This is a genomic window from Adhaeribacter rhizoryzae (genome assembly GCF_008629685.1).
Lineage (GTDB): Bacteria > Bacteroidota > Bacteroidia > Cytophagales > Hymenobacteraceae > Adhaeribacter > Adhaeribacter rhizoryzae.
In genome coordinates, this window is sequence record NZ_VWSF01000002.1 from 354,091 (window position 1) to 373,259 (window position 19,169).

Annotated in this window: 15 protein-coding genes; 13 read left to right on the forward strand and 2 right to left on the reverse strand. The window is 40.8% G+C overall.

The window, feature by feature from the left end:
• Positions 1-654: 654 nt before the first annotated feature.
• The 9 genes from rfbF (at position 655) to F0145_RS04570 (ending at position 11,220) form a co-directional block, all read left to right on the forward strand.
• A complete protein-coding gene (gene rfbF / locus F0145_RS04530; RefSeq protein ID WP_150087108.1) occupies positions 655-1,467 on the forward strand; it encodes a glucose-1-phosphate cytidylyltransferase in 813 nt (270 codons plus the stop codon).
• A 290-nt stretch (positions 1,468-1,757) separates the two neighbouring features.
• Positions 1,758-3,287: an oligosaccharide flippase family protein gene (locus F0145_RS04535; RefSeq protein WP_150087109.1), complete on the forward strand. Its 1,530-nt coding sequence runs from the start codon at positions 1,758-1,760 to the stop codon at positions 3,285-3,287.
• A gap of 26 nt (positions 3,288-3,313) precedes the next feature.
• The gene (locus tag F0145_RS04540; RefSeq protein WP_150087110.1) at positions 3,314-4,219 is read left to right on the forward strand and encodes a glycosyltransferase family 2 protein; all 906 of its coding nucleotides are present in this window, start codon (positions 3,314-3,316) and stop codon (positions 4,217-4,219) included.
• Between the two features lie 92 nt (positions 4,220-4,311).
• The gene (locus F0145_RS04545) at positions 4,312-5,625 is read left to right on the forward strand and encodes an NAD(P)H-dependent oxidoreductase (protein WP_150087111.1); all 1,314 of its coding nucleotides are present in this window, start codon (positions 4,312-4,314) and stop codon (positions 5,623-5,625) included.
• Positions 5,626-5,778: 153 nt separating this feature from the next.
• The gene (locus F0145_RS04550) at positions 5,779-6,897 is read left to right on the forward strand and encodes an NAD-dependent epimerase/dehydratase family protein (protein WP_150087112.1); all 1,119 of its coding nucleotides are present in this window, start codon (positions 5,779-5,781) and stop codon (positions 6,895-6,897) included.
• Entirely contained in the window at positions 6,894-8,183 is a 1,290-nt protein-coding gene (locus F0145_RS04555; protein WP_150087113.1) for a UDP-glucose dehydrogenase family protein, read from the forward strand. Before F0145_RS04550 ends, F0145_RS04555 begins: the two co-directional genes overlap by 4 nt.
• Positions 8,184-8,519: 336 nt before the next feature.
• Positions 8,520-9,041: a dTDP-4-dehydrorhamnose 3,5-epimerase family protein gene (locus F0145_RS04560; RefSeq protein ID WP_150087114.1), complete on the forward strand. Its 522-nt coding sequence runs from the start codon at positions 8,520-8,522 to the stop codon at positions 9,039-9,041.
• 400 nt (positions 9,042-9,441) lie between these two features.
• Complete coding sequence (locus F0145_RS04565) at positions 9,442-10,392, forward strand: glycosyltransferase family 2 protein (protein WP_150087115.1); 951 nt, start codon at positions 9,442-9,444, stop codon at positions 10,390-10,392.
• Between the two features lie 285 nt (positions 10,393-10,677).
• On the forward strand, positions 10,678-11,220 hold the full coding sequence (locus F0145_RS04570; RefSeq protein ID WP_150087116.1) for a VanZ family protein: 543 nt from the start codon (positions 10,678-10,680) through the stop codon (positions 11,218-11,220).
• A 78-nt stretch (positions 11,221-11,298) separates the two neighbouring features.
• Here the strand turns inward: F0145_RS04570 and F0145_RS04575 are convergent, their stop codons facing one another.
• Entirely contained in the window at positions 11,299-12,558 is a 1,260-nt protein-coding gene (locus F0145_RS04575; protein WP_150087117.1) for a multidrug effflux MFS transporter, read from the reverse strand.
• Positions 12,559-13,163: 605 nt separating this feature from the next.
• Here F0145_RS04575 and F0145_RS04580 point away from each other — a divergent pair.
• Both F0145_RS04580 and F0145_RS04585 read left to right on the forward strand, forming a co-directional pair.
• Positions 13,164-13,946 carry a multidrug transporter gene (locus tag F0145_RS04580; RefSeq protein WP_150087118.1) on the forward strand — a complete coding sequence of 261 codons (783 nt, stop codon included), beginning with the start codon at positions 13,164-13,166 and terminating at the stop codon, positions 13,944-13,946.
• A gap of 309 nt (positions 13,947-14,255) precedes the next feature.
• The gene (locus F0145_RS04585; RefSeq protein ID WP_150087119.1) at positions 14,256-15,875 is read left to right on the forward strand and encodes a glycosyltransferase family 39 protein; all 1,620 of its coding nucleotides are present in this window, start codon (positions 14,256-14,258) and stop codon (positions 15,873-15,875) included.
• A 770-nt stretch (positions 15,876-16,645) separates the two neighbouring features.
• Here the strand turns inward: F0145_RS04585 and F0145_RS04590 are convergent.
• On the reverse strand, positions 16,646-17,047 hold the full coding sequence (locus F0145_RS04590; protein ID WP_150087120.1) for a GlcG/HbpS family heme-binding protein: 402 nt from the start codon (positions 17,045-17,047) through the stop codon (positions 16,646-16,648).
• Between the two features lie 418 nt (positions 17,048-17,465).
• Here F0145_RS04590 and F0145_RS04595 point away from each other — a divergent pair, with 418 nt between their 5' ends.
• Positions 17,466-18,449 carry an ABC transporter ATP-binding protein gene (locus F0145_RS04595; protein WP_150087121.1) on the forward strand — a complete coding sequence of 328 codons (984 nt, stop codon included), beginning with the start codon at positions 17,466-17,468 and terminating at the stop codon, positions 18,447-18,449.
• 169 nt (positions 18,450-18,618) lie between these two features.
• The gene (locus F0145_RS04600; RefSeq protein WP_150087122.1) at positions 18,619-19,155 is read left to right on the forward strand and encodes a YceI family protein; all 537 of its coding nucleotides are present in this window, start codon (positions 18,619-18,621) and stop codon (positions 19,153-19,155) included.
• The last annotated feature ends 14 nt before the right edge of the window (positions 19,156-19,169 follow it).

Here is a 19,169-nt window from a genome sequence, read left to right on the forward strand (position 1 = left end):
ACTGGCGGGTAGCAATTTTTTAAACAACCGGTAGCAACCAAATTTTTAACCAAACAGAATAGATGTTGCTTCTGTAATTTCTTAAGGCAGCCTACGAACGCACAAATTTAATTTACTGATTATTAATAAATTAAAATATTAGCATAATTTAATTTATTAAAAGTTAAACCATTGTACAAGAAATCAGGTAAACGGCAGGAAAATCTTAAGATGCAGGCTTCATACGAATTCAGTAAAGAAGTGTTAGTTAAAACCGTGGTTTTTTAAATGCTTTTGGGTTTAGCAGGTTTTTTTACGTTTAAGCAAAGTTAGCTGGGCGTTGCAGTTGTTAAGCCTGTATAACGCGTTGTATTATGAAAAACTAGCAAGATTCTGTTAATTGTTGTATAATTTCTTTCCGGATTAGTGCTTTTACAAAAATATTTTTAATTTTATTAGGATATAATATTAGAAATGCGCTATATTTAGGCTCTTAAACTTTAGGCTTTAACACAGATATATTATTATAAATTTGTTAAACAACCAGAAAATATTTTGTGTAAGCTGGTAATGGTAAAAGAAAAAGCAAACCTGATTACTTCAGAATAATATTTAAATCAGCTCTATAATATTAATAATCAGCAACAAACACTTACTAAAAAAATAAATATTCAGATGAAAGCAGTATTACTTGCCGGTGGCTATGGTACCAGAATTAGTGAAGAAAGCGGCATACGGCCTAAACCAATGGTAGAAATAGGTGGTAAGCCCATATTGTGGCATATCATGAAAATTTATTCTTCTTACGGCATCAACGAATTTATTATTTGCTGTGGCTACAAGGGGCACATGATAAAAGAATATTTTGCCAATTACGCGCTCTACAATTCTGATGTAACCTTTGATATGCGCACCAACAGCATGGAAGTGCACAAGAATAACACCGAAGACTGGAAAGTTACCTTGGTGCATACCGGGCAAAACTCCATGACCGGCGGCCGTTTGAAGCGGGTTAAAGATTATATTGGTAACGAAACCTTCTGCTTAACTTACGGCGATGGCTTAAGCGATATTGACATTACGGCTTCTATTAAATTTCACCAGGAGCAAGGTACGTTGGCTACGTTAACCGCCGTGCAGCAGCCGGGCCGGTTTGGTACTTTTAACTTAGGCAACAGCGATGCCCGCATTAATACTTTTATGGAAAAGCCAACCGGCGGCGAAATGCCCTGGATTAACGGCGGCTTTTTTGTGCTGGAGCCTGGCGTAATAGATTATATCGATGGCGACGATACTACCTGGGAACGGGAACCGCTGGAAGGTTTGGCCCGCGACGGTGAATTATCGGCTTACCGGCATACCGGTTTCTGGCAGCCAATGGATACCCTGCGCGACAAAGTAGTGCTGGAAGAAATGTGGCAGAGCGGCAAAGCGCCTTGGTACAGCCGCATTTTTTCTGATTCGTTGGCCAGAGCTAATTCTTATTAATTAATATATTATTTAAGCAAAAGACGATTTAGTTATTGCCGCAGGAAGAAGTTTAGCCAGGCATTAATTAGTAACCGGAATAAAGCTAAGCAGTGTTAACCACGGATGGCCGTTCCGGATTTAGCATAATAGTAAAGTTCTTCATAAAAAAAGAAATAGATATGTTAATCTTCAATAAATTTGTTAATCTTTTAAACAAAAAGAAGCGTAACAGCTCTATTTTTCATAAAATATTAAAGCTGTTACTAAATTTTAGTAACAGCTTTAATATTAGTTTACAATAAATAAAAATGTCCAGGGTAAAATCTGCTTTCTGGGGTTCCGTTTCTTCTCAGTTGTTCATGGTTATTTCCATGTTGCTGGGTATGGTTACTACCCCTTTTATTTTAAAATTTTTAGATAAGGAAGAATACGGTTTATCTACTATTCTTTTTCAGATAGTAGGTTATTTATCGATGTTTGATTTTGGCCTGGGTAGTGCCGTTGCCCGGTACCTGGCTACCAGCCGCGGCGAAGATGAAGCTACCCAAACTTCTGTTAACCGAATTATTTCAACCAGCTTTTTTACTTACTCTATATTAGGCATTCTGGTAATTGTGGCGGGTATATCGTTATCGCCCTTTTTGCCGCAATTTTTCGAAATGAATGCCCGGTTGAGCGATGTAGCCGTGAGTATTGCTTTTACCTTAAGTATTTTTATCGGGTTGCAGTTTCCGTTAAAGGTGTTTAGCAGTATTTTTTATGCGCACCAGCGGCAGTTGTTATCCAATACAACCGGTTTTATTATTGGGTTACTTAACTTAATACTGCCGGTAATATTTCTTTATTTCGAGCAAGGGTTGTGGTCTTTTGTTTACACCAATATTATTAGTACGGTTATTAGCATAGTCGTTACTTTTTACCTGCTCCGGAAATATTACGGGTACCTTCGCATTCGGCCTAAGTATTTCGATAAAGAGCTGCTTGGGCAAATGTTTAGCTTTGGCTTTTTCCTGTTTTTAAATGCCATTGCCGTTCAGATTATATTTTTTACCGACCGTTTTTTTATTGGTTCGTTTGTTTCGCTTACTACCGTAACTATTTATTACTTAACGGCCAAAATACCGGAAATTTGCATGAACCTGGTTTTTAAAATAACCGATAACGCGTATCCGGCCATGGTCGAGATTGTGTCTAAAGAAGGCGGCGATAAGTTTAAGCAAGTACACCAGAAATTATTGCTTATTACGGTATGCTGCATTATTTCGGCTTTCTGGCTGGTGCTTATTCTGGATCATTGGTTTATAAAATTGTGGGTAGGCGAAAGCAACTTTGCCGGGTATACCGTACTGGTTTTAACGCTGGTGTTAATGGTTACGCATTCTATTCAGCACGTAAGTGCCGTTTGCCTCAATGGCGCCGGTTTGGTTAAAGGTTTTAGTGTAGTTTCGATTATAGAGGCCGGCGTTAACCTGGGTTTAACTATTTTCCTGGGAAAACAATTTGGCATTATAGGCATTTTAGTGGCTACCATTATTGCGGGTTTCTGCACCTCCATGTGGTTTATTCCTTATACCGCCATTAAATTTATGCGCATAAACTTACTCGAATATTTATTTAAACCCATTTTGCTGCCCATGGCCGGTATAAGTTTGTTGGGGGTAGCTGCTTATTTTGTAAGTAATAATATTATGCAAGGGGTAGAAGTTACCTGGCTTAATTTTACTCTGCTGGCGTTTATGCTTTCTGTCGCGTTTGGAATTTTTGTGTGGCTGGTTTTCCTGAAAAACGAATTTTCGGGCTATATACCGGTTCGTTTTAAAAAGCTTTTATTTGTTTAGTGCCCAGTAAGTTTTAATTGAATATTATGAGAAACATGCCTGTTGTTTCTGTTTTAGTGCCTACTTATAACAATGCGCAATTTCTGGATGAAACCATTCAAAGTGTTTTAAATCAGACTTTTACGGATTTTGAATTAATAATTGTTGATAATCAATCGACGGATAATACCGAAGCCGTAGTAAAGCCTTACCTGCAGGATGCGCGGGTTTGTTATTATAAAAATACTACCAACCTGGGCATGGTAGGTAACTGGAATAAATGCCTCGAATACGCCCAGGGTACTTACCTAAAATATTTATGCTCCGACGATAAATTTCACCCCGACTTACTTAAAAAGTTTGTGGCGGTAATGGAGCAAAATCCGCAGGTAGCGCTAGTGAGTTCTTACCGCGAATATTTTGGGGAAACCCGCTTTAAGCCGGAACTGCCGCCTTTTACGGGGTTGCGTTCGGGTAAAGAAATAATATACCGGTCGTTGCAGGATTGGAACTGGATAGGCGAACCCACAACCGTTATGTTCCGGCGGTCGGGCTTACAAGTTGGCTTATTTAAAACCGATTATAAATATTTCCCGGATTGGGATATGTGGTTGCGGTTATTAACCACCGGCGACTGCTACATGATTCCGGAAGTGTTGTCTTACTTTAGGCTGCATGCCAACCAGGTAACAGCATTGGTTATGCAGAATTCATCGAACTTGTTTGAGGAATATTACTTGTTTAAAGCCATTAAAAAGCAGAACGACTACAAAGTGAATTTTCAGGAGCTTGATGTTGACAGCTTAATTAAGAAAAAGGCTTTTAAATGCGGGCGAGCTATTTACCGGCTTATTCCAAAGCTCAAGCAAAAGAAAAATTGGTCGTTGCTGAGGCAAGGGGTTTCTATTGCTTTTTCGGAGAAAGTAATTTTAAAAACCATTACGGGCTATTAAACGCGGCTACAGCTTTAGTTAAGTTTAAATTATTTAGAAGTTACGCATACAAAATATACATTTCCTAACCATACGCATTAACGCTTTATAGAATGATAATAGTAGATAAATATTTACAGGAACGCGAAAAAGCAGGCAAGCCAATCCGGGTAGGGTTGTGGGGTGCCGGCGAAATGGCCAAAGGGCTGGTAAACCAGGTAATGCGCTATACCCCCGGTATGGAGATTGCTGTTATTGCCAACCGTACCTTAAGCAAAGCCCAGGAAGCTTACGAATATACCGGCCATACGGCCCAGGTTTGCGATAATTTAGCCGATTTGCAGGCCGTTGTTTCGGCGGGCGGTTTAGCCGTAACCGAAAACGGCGAACTGCTGTGCGAACTCGAAGGGCTTGATTTATTGGTAGAATGTACCGGTACCGTGCATTATGCGGCTAACTTGGTAATGAAAGCCATCGAAAACAAAAAGCACGTATTGCTGTTTAACCCCGAGGTTGATGCGTTGGTAGGACCAATTTTGAAAGTTTACGCCGATAAAGCCAGTGTAATGCTGAGCGGCGCCGACGGTGACCAGCCGGGTGTAATTATGAATTTATTCCGGTTTGTAAAAGGATTGGGTTTAACGCCGCTGATTTGCGGTAATATTAAAGGCTTGCAGGATTTTTACCGCAACCCCACTACCCAGGCTAGTTTTGCCGCCCGCTGGCAACTTACTCCCGAAATGGTAACCCAGTTTGCCGACGGTACTAAAATATCTATCGAGCAGGCCTGCGTAGCCAATGCTACCGGCATGGGTGTTGCCAAACGCGGCATGATTGGCCTGAACTACAACGGCCACATCGACGACATGGTAACCATGTACGATATAGAAGATTTAAAAAGTAAAGGCGGCGTGGTAGATTACGTAGTTGGTCCGAAACCCGGACCCGGCGTATTCGTGTTTGCTACTACCGACGACCCTAAAACCAAGCATTATTTAGAGTACGGCAAATTAGGTCCTGGTCCGCTTTATAGCTTCTATACCCCGTATCACCTGATTTACTTCGAAATTCCGATTTCAATTGCCCGCATGGTATTGTTCCAGGATATTATTATGGCGCCAATTGCTGGTCCGGTAGTAGAAGTAGTAACCTTTGCCAAAACCGATCTAAAAGCCGGTAAAGTACTGGATGGTTTAGGCGGTTACGATACTTATGGCCAATGCGAAAATGCCACTACCGCGCGCCAGGAAAATTTATTGCCGGTTGGTTTAGCAGAAGGCGCTACCCTGAAACGCGATTTATCGCGCGACGATGTAATTACCTTCGACGATATAGAATTGCCGGCCGATAACCTGGTACAGCGCTTATACCGCGAACAAACCCAATTATTTTTCCCAGAATATCAGGCCAAAACCGTAGAAGCTTAACATTTAACATAAACTTTATTTAGGGCCATGTTTTTTCTGAAAATTTAACGGGTAATTGGTTGCGGTTTTAAAGCGACTATATCTTATCCGTTAATATTCTCAAAAACAGAATCCCACTCACAAAACAGCACATTAAAAATTAGCACTTTAAAAATGATACAAACTACAAAAGCCGGAACCGATAACCGGATCCTGCAAGAAGACATGGTAGCTATTTACGAAAAGCTATCGGGGCCTGAAAAGGACAAGCTGCGGAATTCCACTATTCTGTTAACCGGGTGCGGTGGTTTCCTGGGCTATTATTTCATGCACTTCTTTTCGCATTTTGCCGAAGAACTGCAGATTAAGCAAATTATCGCCCTCGAAAACTTCCTGACCGGCACCAAAGATTGGTTAGATAATTTAGTAGACAGCAATCCGGACCTGATAAAACTTTATGAATTTAACGTTATCACCGATTCGGTAGAAAACGTACCGGGTGCCGCCGAAGCCGATATTGTGATTCACATGGCTTCTATTGCTTCGCCTACTTTCTACCGGATTTATCCGATTGAAACCGTAGATGCCAATATTACCGGCTTGCGTCGTTTACTTGATTTTTATGCCGAAAAGCAATTAAGAGGCTTCCTGTTCTTCTCCAGCAGCGAAATTTACGGCGATCCGTTCCCGGAATTTATTCCGACCAAAGAAGATTACCGCGGTAACGTAGCCTCAATCGGGCCACGGGCTTGTTACGACGAAGCCAAGCGTTTCGGCGAAACCCTTTGCTACCTGTTCGCCCAGAAATACAACATGCCAATCGGCATTGCGCGGCCATTTAACAACTACGGTCCTGGAATGAACATCAACGATAAACGCCTGCCCGCTGATTTTGCCAAAGCTGTAATTGAAGGACGTGACTTAGAAATATTATCGGATGGTACCCCAACCCGTACTTTCTGCTACATTTCCGATGCCATTAACGGTTATTTAAAAGTGTTGCTGCACGGCGAGTTTGATGTATTTAATATTGGCATGGACAACCCGGAATTATCGGTGCGCGAGTTTGCCGAAATATTCAACCGCAACGGTAAAGAAATTTTCGATTACCAGGGCCAGATTTCTTTCAGCCAATCCGCTGATAAAGAATATTTAACCGATAACCCGAACCGCCGCTGTCCGGATATTACCAAAGCCAGAACGATCTTAAATTATAGCCCAGCCGTGCTGGTTGAAGACGGTATTAAGCGTTACTTAGAATTTTTGCACATTAACAACGGTAAATTAGTATGATCACAGTATTAGGATTAGGATTTGTTGGCTTAACTACCGCTTTAGGCTTCAGCAAAAAAGGCTTCAAAGTTTACGGAATTGATGTAAACCAGGAGCGGGTAAACAGCATTAAAAAATACGAAGTGCCGTTTTACGAACCGCACTTAGATGAAGTATTGCGCGACGAACTGGGCCAGAATTTTATTGTAGATGCTTCTTTGGCTGAGGCCGTTAACGACAGCAAAGCCGTTATTATTTGCGTGGGTACGCCGGGCAACCCCGATGGCAGCGCAAACTTAACTTACTTGTTAGACGCCGTTAAAAGCATTTTTGAAGTAAGCCAGGGCGATTTTAAGGTAATCGTAACCAAATCTACCGTTCCGCCTTCTACGGTTTCTAAAAAAGTTAAACCTTACGTAGACGAGTTAAACAGCCAATACAACAAACCAATCGGCTTGGCTTCTAACCCGGAGTTTTTGCGCGAAGGTTACGCCTGGGACGATTTTATGAACCCGGATCGCGTGGTAATTGGGGTAGAAGACGAGCGTTCGAAAGAAATTCTGAACCAGTTGTATCTGCCTTTCAACGCACCGGTACATTACGTTACTTACAACTCTGCTGAGTTTATTAAATATTTATCTAATACGCTGCTTTCTACGCTCATCAGCTTCTCGAACGAGATGGCTATGATTGCCGAGCATATTGGTGATATTGATGTGCCGGGTGCTTTTAAAATTTTGCACCAGGACAAGCGCTGGAGCGGTCAGCCGGCGGCTATGGCCAGCTACGTATACCCAGGTTGCGGTTACGGTGGTTACTGCCTGCCTAAAGATACCGCTGCCCTCAGCAGCATTGCCCAGGAGCACGGTTTTATGCCAAAAATATTGGAAGGCAACCTGCAGATTAACGAAGAAATTAAAGATTTTGTGGCCGATAAAATTGCGGCAGTGGTACCAACCAGCAGGAAAATTGGTATTCTGGGTTTAGCCTTCAAAAGCGGTTCCGACGATGTGCGCCTGAGCCCAAGTAAATTCATCATCGAGAAATTACTGGAAAAAGGCTACACCGAAATTCTGGCTTACGACCCAATGGCCAACGAAGTATTTGCGAAAGAATATAACTTACCCATTACTTACGTAGATACCCTGCCCGAATTGGTAGAACAAGCCGACGAACTGGTATTATTAACCAGTTGGGCCGAGTTTAAGCAAAACAAAGCTTTAATTACCAGCAAACGTTTGTTCGATTTCCGCTACGCTTTTGCCGAATTGCCCAGCGCCCCGGTAGCCGATACCCTGACTGCTTAATCGAAGGGTAATATTCTTTAATTATAGAACGGGCTTAACCCCGTTCTATTGAAGATTTTGCCTGAAATAATTGCCATATAACTACCAGGCTGCATCAGCTACAAATAATTTTTTACAAAAGCGGTGCGGCCTGGTTTATGGGTAATAATTTAAGCCGGATTTGTCAGTTTAGGATAGAATTCCTGCTGTTTTACCCGGTGTGAAATAAGGCACGAGCAACCTGATACATTAATTAACCTTACTAAATATTAGAACGAAATTGCTGTATAAATCCTAGTTAGTTTGCTGATGACAGTAAAGCAACCACAGTATTTACCAATACCGTTTTAGCTTGTTATGAAAAAATTAGATCTATTTCCCGGCGGTGCTTTTTTATTCGAATCGCATTATTTCGAAGACGAACGCGGAGTATTTTTAAAAGTATTTAATACCGATAACAGCTTTTTAAGCGATTACACGGTAAAGCAGATTAATTATGTAACCTCCGCCGAGAAACATACTTTGCGGGGCTTGCATTTTCAGCACGGCGATAATGCCGAGTCTAAAGTATTCCGGGTAATAAACGGGGCAGCACAAGTAGCTTTTGTCGATGTCAGACCCGATTCGCCGACTTATCTGCAAGCCAGCACGGTAGTACTCGATAACCCCAAAAGAGCCGTTGCTATACCCCGCGGTTTTGCTACCGGTTACCTTACCTTAACCAATAACACCGTTATGCTGTACCTGGCCGACAACGACTATAATGTAAGTACCGAAGGCGGATTATTGTGGAACGATCCGGCGTTAAATATTAATTGGCTGGAAAAGAACCCCATCCTTTCGGATAAAGACAAAGCCTGGGCCCTGGTTACAAAGTAATTGCCGGCAGTAAATAGAAGAGCCTGTCAATGGTTTAAAATTAAAGCTTAAAGGGTTGCTTTACGGCCGCAACCTGCTGCCAAAATAAGCGCTTGCTAATAACCTAAAAGCAAACAAACGGTAATAACTGCTTTATTAAAAATTTACAGGAAAAAAATAGCCAATAATTTATGGCCTGGAAAGCTGTTGCTAATATTTATGCCAAAAGTGGTAAAATATTGCTCCGGGTAAAGAGCACCGGCTAATTTAATAAACTTACCATTAGGCTCTTACCAGGCCAGTATTAGGGTGTTTTAATTTAACGGCTAATAAATTAAACTATATACTATATATTTAAATTGATTTTTATTAATTTAGTTATACAGTATGTTATTTATATTATAAATAATAAGAAAAAATAATGCGTGTTTCGCCCAAAGTATCGGTTTTAATCCCAACCTACAATTCAGCTCATTTTCTGGATGAAGCAATACAAAGTGTATTAAATCAGACCTACACTGATTTTGAATTAATAATTGTAGATAACTGCTCGACCGATAACAGTGAACAAGTAATTGCTGCCTATTTAAGCGACAAGCGGATTACCTACTATAAAAATAAAACCAATATTGGGCTGGTAGGTAATTTTAATAAGTGCTTGGAATATGCGCAGGGCGAATACATTAAATATTTGTGTTCCGATGATAAATTTCATCCGGCTTTATTAGCACAATACGTGCAAGTTATGGACCAATACCCGAATGTGGCCTTGGTTACGTCTAACCGGGCAATATTTGGATTCAAAAATTATATTTGGCAATTGCCGCTTACGCACCTGCAAAAAGGTAAAACGGTTGCTTACCACTCGCTTAACGATGTAAACTGGATAGGTGAACCTACTTCGGTTATGTTCCGGCGGGCTAACTTACCAGTTGTAGGCGGTTTCCGTTCAGAATTTACTTACCTAACCGATTGGGATATGTGGCTGCGGCAACTATCGGTAGGAGATTGCTACATTATTCCCGAAGCGCTTTCTTATTTCCGGGTGCACGAAAATCAGACTACGGCCTCGGTAATGAAAAACCTAAGCAATTATTTCGAAGATTATTATTTCTACAAAGGCATTAAAAAGCAAAACCTTTATAAGCTCGATTTTTCTGAAATTGATATAGATGCCTTAATTAAAAGAAAAGCGGCTGATTGCGTAAAGGTTATTTTAAAAGTTATTCCGCGGCTGGTAAAAAAAGAAAACTGGCAGGTATTAAACAAAGCCTTCAATATTCTGTATTCCGAAAAAGTTTTATTGCCTTCTATCTCCGTTATATTCGGGTTAATTAAACGCAAAGCCTTCCCCGAAACCATAAAAGCTTAGCAATGCCTTTGTTGGCCAGCAAAATATAGGCTGTTTATTAAAAATAGCAGGTTTTTGGGCGAATAGGGCAGGTATAATCTAAACCGTGCTGGGCCCGCGCAGCCACAACTTTAACCCGCATCAGCAGTAAAAAAATAAAACCAAGCAGCCAAATAATAAGTACTAAACTGTTTTGGTTTAAAGCAGCGCCAACTGTTGCCGGTAAGGTTACGGGCAGCTTTGTTTCAGCCAGGTATTTTAAAGGGTAGCACCGGCAAATGCCTGAAAATATTATAAGTAAGTAAAATGATTAATTCCGGATTAAGTAATTACCAGCTTAAGTTTTTCTTTGCCGTAAGTTTGTGCCTTTATTTAATAGCGCTTGTTTGGGTGCTTTTTTTTCAGGTAGGTACCACCGACCGGGACACCTATTTTGTTAATCCAGATGACCATATCGTGCCATTTCACAGTACGTTTGATATGTTTAAAAAATATTTCACGTACCGGTACACCCCGCACGGTGGCGAATTTCGGGATATATTTTTAATGAACGTATTGGGTAACCTGGTGCTGTTAATGCCCTGGGGATTTCTAGCGCCGCTGGTTTTTAATAAATTAAATACCTTAAAAAAAGTAGCAATATCCGGGTTTTTAATCAGCTTTTTGGCCGAGGTAATTCAATTTGTGTTTACGCTGGGCATTGCCGATGTAGATGATTTAATGTACAATACCATTGGTACAATAGCCGGCTATTATGTACTCCAAATTACCAAATACCTTCTCTGGAAGGCAAAGGCTATTTCTCTGGATAACCTCCACGATGAAAAACTTAACCGGAAAGGCATTTAATTAATTAGTAATTAGGGCCGGAAATTAAATTAGTTGAGTTCAGCAGAAACTAAACTAGATTAATTTCCGGCGCTTACTTTATAATTTTACTTCGCCTAAAGCCGTTGCTTCTTTAATTTCCGGCGGACCAATCTGGGCCACTATTTCGGGAGCAGCAGCAGAAAGCTTAAGGCCAATTAGCAATATTATTAAGCCCGCAATAACACAAAAAGCCATTACTCCAACCATGGGCAGGGTAGTGCCATTGTGTAAAAAGCTTACCGTTGCCGATGCCAGCGCGCCCATACCCATACGGGTACTGCCCATTAATGCCGAGGCGCTACCGGCTTGTTTAGCAAATGGCGCCAGCGATAATGCCGAGGCGTTCGGTACGTTTAAACCTTGTCCGCATAAAAACAAAAAAAGCAGCAGAATTAAGCTGTATTGCTGGTACCACCCGCCTATGGTTCCTATAACCAGTAAAGTGCCAATAATGGTTTGGCCGGTTAAAGCAACTTTTATTAATTGTTCGCTCGTAAAACGCCGCAGCAACAAGGTATTAACCTGGGTAGAACCAATCATGGCTGCCGCCAGAAAAGCAAATATCCAACCGTATTCCTGTTCGCTTACTTTATAAATATTCAGGAAAACATCCGGCGAACCGGCAATGTAGGCAAAAGGGGCCGCTGAGCCAATGCCGCCCGCCAAGGTATACGTTAGGAACTGCGGATTTTTTATGACACTGTAAAAGTTAGTTAATACGGCTTTGGGTCGCAACGATAAAGAAGTATCCGGCTGAACGCCGTTGGGCAAAGCGGTATAAATGCCCACCACAATTAAAGCCGCAATAACCGCCAATATTATAAAAACGTAGTGCCAGCCTGCCGTAGCAGTCACATAAGCGCCCAAGGTAGGTGCTATCATTGGCGAAACCGCGATTACTAGTGTTAGCAGCGATAATACCTTAGCCGTTTCGGTTACCGGAAATAAATCGCGCACCAGCGCCATGGCAGCTACCATACCGGCACAGCCGCCAATTGCTTGTAAAAAGCGCATTAATATTAAGGTTTCGGCAGAGGTGGTTAAAGCACAACCTAACGAAGATAAAATATACAAAGCCATTCCGGCGTAAAGCGGCCGTTTACGTCCAAACCTATCTAGCAGCGGTCCATACAACAACTGACCGGCCGCAATGCCAATCAGGTAACTGGTAAGCGATAACTGCACCTGATCAATGGTTGTATTCAGGTCGGCGGCAATGGCCGGAAAGCCCGGCAAATACATGTCAATAGAAAAAGGGCTGATAGTAGAAAGCGCTCCTAAAATCAGTATTATAATTATATGTTGTTTTCGATTCATTTTGGGTACTTACAGGCAAAGAGAACAAAACGAATATTAACGGCGTGGGGTTCACAATATTTAATAGAAATGCCTGTAGTTAAATATTTAGTCAATTATTGCCTATATAATAATTGGCATTGGTTGGTTTTTGCCGGAACAGCAGCATTTATTTTAAATTTATATGGGCGAATAGTAATGGCAATTTTAGCTTCATTCAAAAGTTAAATATTAACTGTAAACCTGAAGTGTTTTAAATAATATTTATTCTGTTTAAAGTTATTAGCCTGCTTATGCGAAAGTTGTTATGTTGGTTATAAGCTGCTGAAAGGCATAATTTTATGCTTGTAACAAAATGTCTGTTGTTAGGTTGTTTTAAGTAAATGTACCAATAACTACACCGCCGAAAAGCTTTGGAATAACAGAAAAAGTTGTTTTGGTAAGCAGGGTTATATACTTTTATATAGTAATATACCTTTAGCCAACTTAGTATTAAGCTACTTCTAAATTAAAATCCTGTTTATAGTTAATAAATATATTTAATTAGCTATATTTGTAAAATATGAATTTTTTATTTTTTATTAGAATAAATTTTTTAAATTCATATTATTTTAATGTGCCTGTGTATGAAGAATAATTTACTCGATTCGGTTCATTTAATTAGTGCTTCAGATTTAGATACCGCTAAAGCAACTAAAAAAGATAAGTATAGTTTAACGCCGAAGGCAGTTGCTAAATTTCTTCTTCTAATAATTTTGTTATTGTTTATTGCCCATGTGGTTGCGCTTACCTTAAATTTTACTATTCCGGAGAGCAATCGGGTGGTTATTTTATTAGATAAATACTTTAATTTTAATAACGAAGCCAACTTTCCTTCTTTTATATCGGCTATAAATCTGTTAGCTGCGGCCGGCCTTATTTTTTATATTCGCAGAATTTCTGAAAATACGGCCAGCAGAAATAATAAAAGGTTTTGGTTTGTATTAGGCTGTATTTTCGTTTTTCTGTGCTTTGATGAAGCCACGCAAATTCACGAAGAAATAATTCTAACTATCCGGAGCAGGGTGCCTGATTTACCTGGTTTTCTGTATTATGCCTGGGTTATACCGTATTCTGTTTTATTTTTAGGCGTAGTGGTATACTGTTTCCGTTTTGTACTGGCCTTACCCGTAAAAACCAGGAATTTATTTTTTTTAGCAGGATTTCTTTTTGTTTCTGGGGCGATTGGATGCGAATTAATAGAAGGTTATATTGAAAAGTTTTACGGCAGGAATTTAGTTTACAACCTATTTACTACCATTGAAGAGTCCTTGGAAATGGTAAGCATTGTAATTTTTATTTATGCTTTACTAGATTACATTACCCTGCAGAAATCTAAACTTACCTTGAAATTCAAGTCTAAGTCCTAAAGCTTATTGCGTTTTTTTTATTATTAGCGGCTTAACCCGGTGGCTTGTTACCCACTTACCCCATATTTATAACCTATTATATTTACAGGCACAGCACGTACTTATTGCCTTAATTATTGTGCTCCTTTATTGCCGTAACAGCAACTACAGCCCCGTATTTGCCTGAACTTAACAGCCTTTATATTTCTGTTAATTAACTGAATTTTAAATATTTACTGATTTAGTAATATAAATTTAATATTACTTAGGGCAAGAAATACGCGCGTTATCCGTTCCGGAAGAGAATAAAAGGAACCATTGGTGCGATACATGCAAAGTAAAATTTATGCCTGGTTGGGTAAATGGAAATACCTGGTACTAATTTGGTTAGCTCTTGGCGTTGGCTTACGCCTTTTTCATTTTCTGGATAATCGATCTTTATGGGTTGATGAAATTTACCTGGCCAGCAGCCTAACCCGGATGAGTTTCTGGGAATTAACCGCGCCGGCTCTGGATTACGAACAAAAAGCGCCTATTGGATTTTTGTGGCTGGTACGGCTTTGTGTAGTAATTTTGGGTAAACACGAAATGGCGCTGCGCCTGGTACCATTATTGGCGGGTATAGCGTCTTTGTTCTTGTTTGTATCGGTTTGCCGGAAATTGCTTAAGCCCGTGGGGGTAGCAGTGGCAGTGGGTATATTGGCTTTGGCGCCACCACTGGTTTACCATGCCGTAGAAATAAAGCAATACAGCACAGAGTTGCTGGCCACCATTATAGCCCTGCACTTGTATAACCAATACCATTACAGGCAACATATAAAAGCTGCTTTGTGGTGGGGTTGTTGGGGTGCTGTTCTTATTTGGTTTTCGTATGCGGCTATATTTATTTTAGCCGGCATGGCTGGCGGTATGGGTATTTATTACCTAAGCCAAAAAAACTGGCGGGCGCTTTTCCGCACCGTAGCTACCGGCATTATCTGGCTACTCAGTTTTGCCCTTAATTATTACTTGTTTACCAACGAACACGCCAATTCGGAGTGGTTGGTAATCTGGTTTCAGAATGAAGGTGGTTTTATGCCATTGCCGCCAACTTCTCTGGCCGATTTAGAATGGTTTGGCAGTACTTTATACAAAATGCTTTTTTATCCTTTAGGGTTATTATGGCAAGCACCGCACCTCCATAACCCAATACTAAATTTTGTTGCCAGATTGCCGGTTTTGCCGCTTTTATTTTTAGGAGCCGGCGTATTGGCCTTTTATAAACAAAACCAAAAATTATTGTGGGTGCTGCTGCTGCCGTTGTTTTTAACACTCCTGGCATCCGGGCTCAAAATTTATCCTTTTTACGAAAGGCTGGTTGTGTTTCTGGCGCCGCTGTTCGTGCTTTTTATTGCTGCGGGGGTAACTTACTTACTTTCTCTTTTACCGGCGCGCAAAACGGTACTATATAGTCTGCCATTTTTATTATTTGTTATTCCCCTAATAAGTTCTGTTAATCAGGTTATAAACCCGCATTTATTTGGGGGCTACAAAAAGGCTTACCATCGCGAAGCTTTTCTGTATATTAACGAACATTTCCAGCCCGGCGATGTAGTTTATATTTACTGGAATGCCCAACATACTTATAAGTTTTACAAAGATTTCTGCAACTTAAAATATAGTGCCATCATAGGAAAAGATGTGCGTTATCAGTCGGGGAGTACAGAAGAGTATTTCCGTAAGTTAGAACCTGATTTTGACAGGCTAAAAAAGAATAAAAGAGTTTGGGTAGTATATAATAAGTTTTACGCCAATAAAATAGGGGAAATAGTAGGTACCCCAGCTTATTATTATGCCGATTTGGTAGATGGTGTTAAGCTACAGCATAAATTTTCGGGCATGGGCAAGGAGTTACTTACGTACAATGGCTTAGATGTAAACGTAAGTCTTTATGAACTACCAGCTAAGTAATTAAGGTGTGCTGGCACTGGTTTAAGTAAATATTTTTGCCCTGCTAGAGCTAGCCACCGCGTTTAGGTAATACCAATTCCTATAATCAATATTCCATAGGAAGGTTGTTATGGCATTATTTTAAAATCAAGGTTCTTTGTTGTGCATTCAGAGTTCTTTGGTATTGAGTGGTACTTTTTCGTCCTGTTTAGCTTGTGCCGGTGCGGTTTTTCTTCTAAGGCAGATTAACCCTTCCGCCCTCCGGGCACCTTCCCTAAATTAGGAAAGGTGTTCGGCCGAACCGGAAAGGTGCGGATTTGCTTTGTTGGTAAGGTTTAATCTTTAATAATGATTTATAGAAAAGCCGTAGCTACGGAGCAAACTACATCAGTTTGGGCGATGAGGGCCTTCTGGAAGATGCTCTTCTGGGTTTCCGGTGCGCAGCATTCCGACGGAGGAGGAAAGGAAAGATGAGCAGCCCGAATGACCAAACGGGGCCTCGCGGCCTTGAGCAAACTTAAACAGCAACTAACAGTTAGCACCCCAGCATTGAAAGATGGAATCTTTCAAAAGATAAACAGCAAGACCAGATTATTTATGGAATATCGTTAAGGAGCATTAGCATAATTAATTAAGTAATGAAATGTACCTGGCAAAAGCGCTCAGACCGGCAAAGAAGACTTAACTCAAGCTTCTTTGCCGGTTTCTAATTATAAATTAGCGGCGCAGGCCTTTCGACTCAAAGTTCTATTATTTGCGCTGAAGGTGCAGTTGGTTTTGTAGGTAATTATTTAGCTGATTGCCTTTATACCGGCTTCGGCCACCGCGTGGTCATCTTCTACGGTACTGCCGGAAACGCCAATGGCACCTATAATTTCACCGGAACCAGCACGGATGGGAATGCCGCCCGGAAAAGTAATCAGGCCGTTGTTGGAGTGTTCAATATTATACAAAGAGCCACCGGGTTGCGAGAGGTTGCCTATTTCGCCGGTGTTCATATCAAAGAAGCGGGCAGTACGGGCTTTTTTAATGGAAATATCCACGGAGCCCAGCCAAGCGCCGTCCATGCGGGCAAAAGCCGTAAGGTTTGCGCCGGAATCTACCACGGCAATATTCATTTTTACGCCTAATTCGTCGGCTTTTGCCATGGCGGCCTTAATGGCGTTTTTTGCTTGGTCTAAGGTAATGTTCATAGTTTTAAGATAATTATTGGTTAATAAAATATTCTAAAATGCGAATAATTGATAGCTAGCAAGTTAAAGTAAAATTTATTCAAAGTAGAGGATAGCACTAAAAAAACAGCTTTAAGCAATATTTATATTGGCAAAATAGCTCAAATCTGGTGCTTTTGGCTTCCGGGGTAGAACTGCTGTTGCCGGCAGAAAATATTACCGCCTTAAAGTTTAACCCCAAGCAATTGCCGCCTTACTTCTTACCCGTTTGCTTTATGCCTGCCTGGCAAATTTAGGAAAGCCTTCTATTCGTTTTCTTTCTCGAAGAAAGTAAACTGCTATGCCGGATACAGAACAGATAAATTATTTATAACTGCATTTGGGCAGATTTAGGTAAATTCGGCGCCGGTAAAAACACAATTACTACTTTCGGCTGCCTATGAGTTTATTAACCGTATCCCAAATCAGTATTCGCGAAGAAAGAAGTTTTGCTTTAAAAGAAATTAGCTTTACCCAGCAACCGCTGCAAAAAATTGCCGTTGCCGGCGAAACTGGTTCGGGCAAAAGTACTTTGCTGCAAATTATTGCGGGCCTGGTGCAGCCCGATACCGGCGAAGTGCGGTTCCAGGGCAAAAAAGTATGGGGACCGGCCGAAACCTTGGTGCCAGGCCATCCGGGCATTGCGTATTTATCGCAGCAGTTTGAATTGCCGCCTTTTTTGCGGGTAGAGCAGGTTTTAAGTTACGCCAATAAATTATCGGCCACCGAAGCCAGTACCTTGTACCAGGTTTGCCACATCGATTATTTGCTGCCCCGGCAAACCAACCAACTATCGGGCGGCGAACGTCAACGCATTGCCCTGGCTAAATTATTATTAACTGCGCCTAAATTGTTATTACTAGATGAGCCTTTTTCGAACCTGGATATTGGCCATAAACAAATCTTAAAAAAAGTTATCCGGAATATTGGCGAAAAATTAGGCATTACCCTGGTCTTAATTTCGCACGACCCGCTGGATACCTTATCGTGGGCCGATGATATTCTGGTAATGAAAGACGGGCAATTAATACAACAAGGCTCGCCCCAAGAAATTTATTACCGGCCTACTAATGAATATGTAGCTTCGTTATTCGGCGACTACAATTTATTACCCGCTGCTTTAACTTTGCCGCTCACCGGGTTAACAGACCTGCCAACCGCAAAGCAAAATATCTTAGTTCGCCCGGAGCATATTCAGATTTCCGAAAATGGGGGAGTAGGCCTGCCGGCAAAAATAACCCAGGCAATATTTTTTGGCTCTTACTATGAACTCGAAATAGAGGCGGAGAATGCAATAATTAAGGTAAAAACCCATACTAACCAATTTACAAGCGGCGATAAAATTTCTATTTCGGTATTACCAGAATATGTGTGGGGTATATAAGCCCGAAGCACCGCTTTGGTTTGCCGGTAGTTAACGGCATTCAAGTCTGATTTAAACGAATAAAAAATTATTTTAAACTTTTTTGGAATAATATATGTATATACATTAAATGTATGTACATTTGAATTGAAAATTAAATAGAACGTAAAACCAAAAAGAAATAAATATTATGGCAACTATAAAATGGGTAGCAGATCCCACACACAGCGAAGTTCAGTTTAAAGTTAAACACCTGATGATTACCACCGTAACCGGGTATTTTCAGCAATTTACCGTAGAAGCCGAAACGGCCGATGACCAGTTTACCAGCGCCGAAAGCGTCGTGTTTACCGCCGATGTAAACTCTATTAACACCAATAACGACCAGCGCGATACCCATTTAAAATCGGCTGACTTCTTTGATGCTGAAAACCACGGCAAACTGCGGTTTGAAGGCAGAAAGTACGAAAATGTAGGTGGCAGTGATTATAAGTTACACGGCGATTTAACTATTAGGGGCATTACTAAACCCGTAACTGTTAAGGTTGAGTTTGGCGGCATTGTGGTAGACCCTTATGGCCAAACCAAAGCCGGCTTTACCGTAACTGGCAAAATCAGCCGCAAAGAATTTGGCTTAACCTGGAATGCCGTTACCGAAGCCGGCAGCGTAGTAGTAAGCAACGAGATTAAAATTCAGGCTGAAGTTCAGCTTGTAAAACAAAATTGATAAAATATAAATCT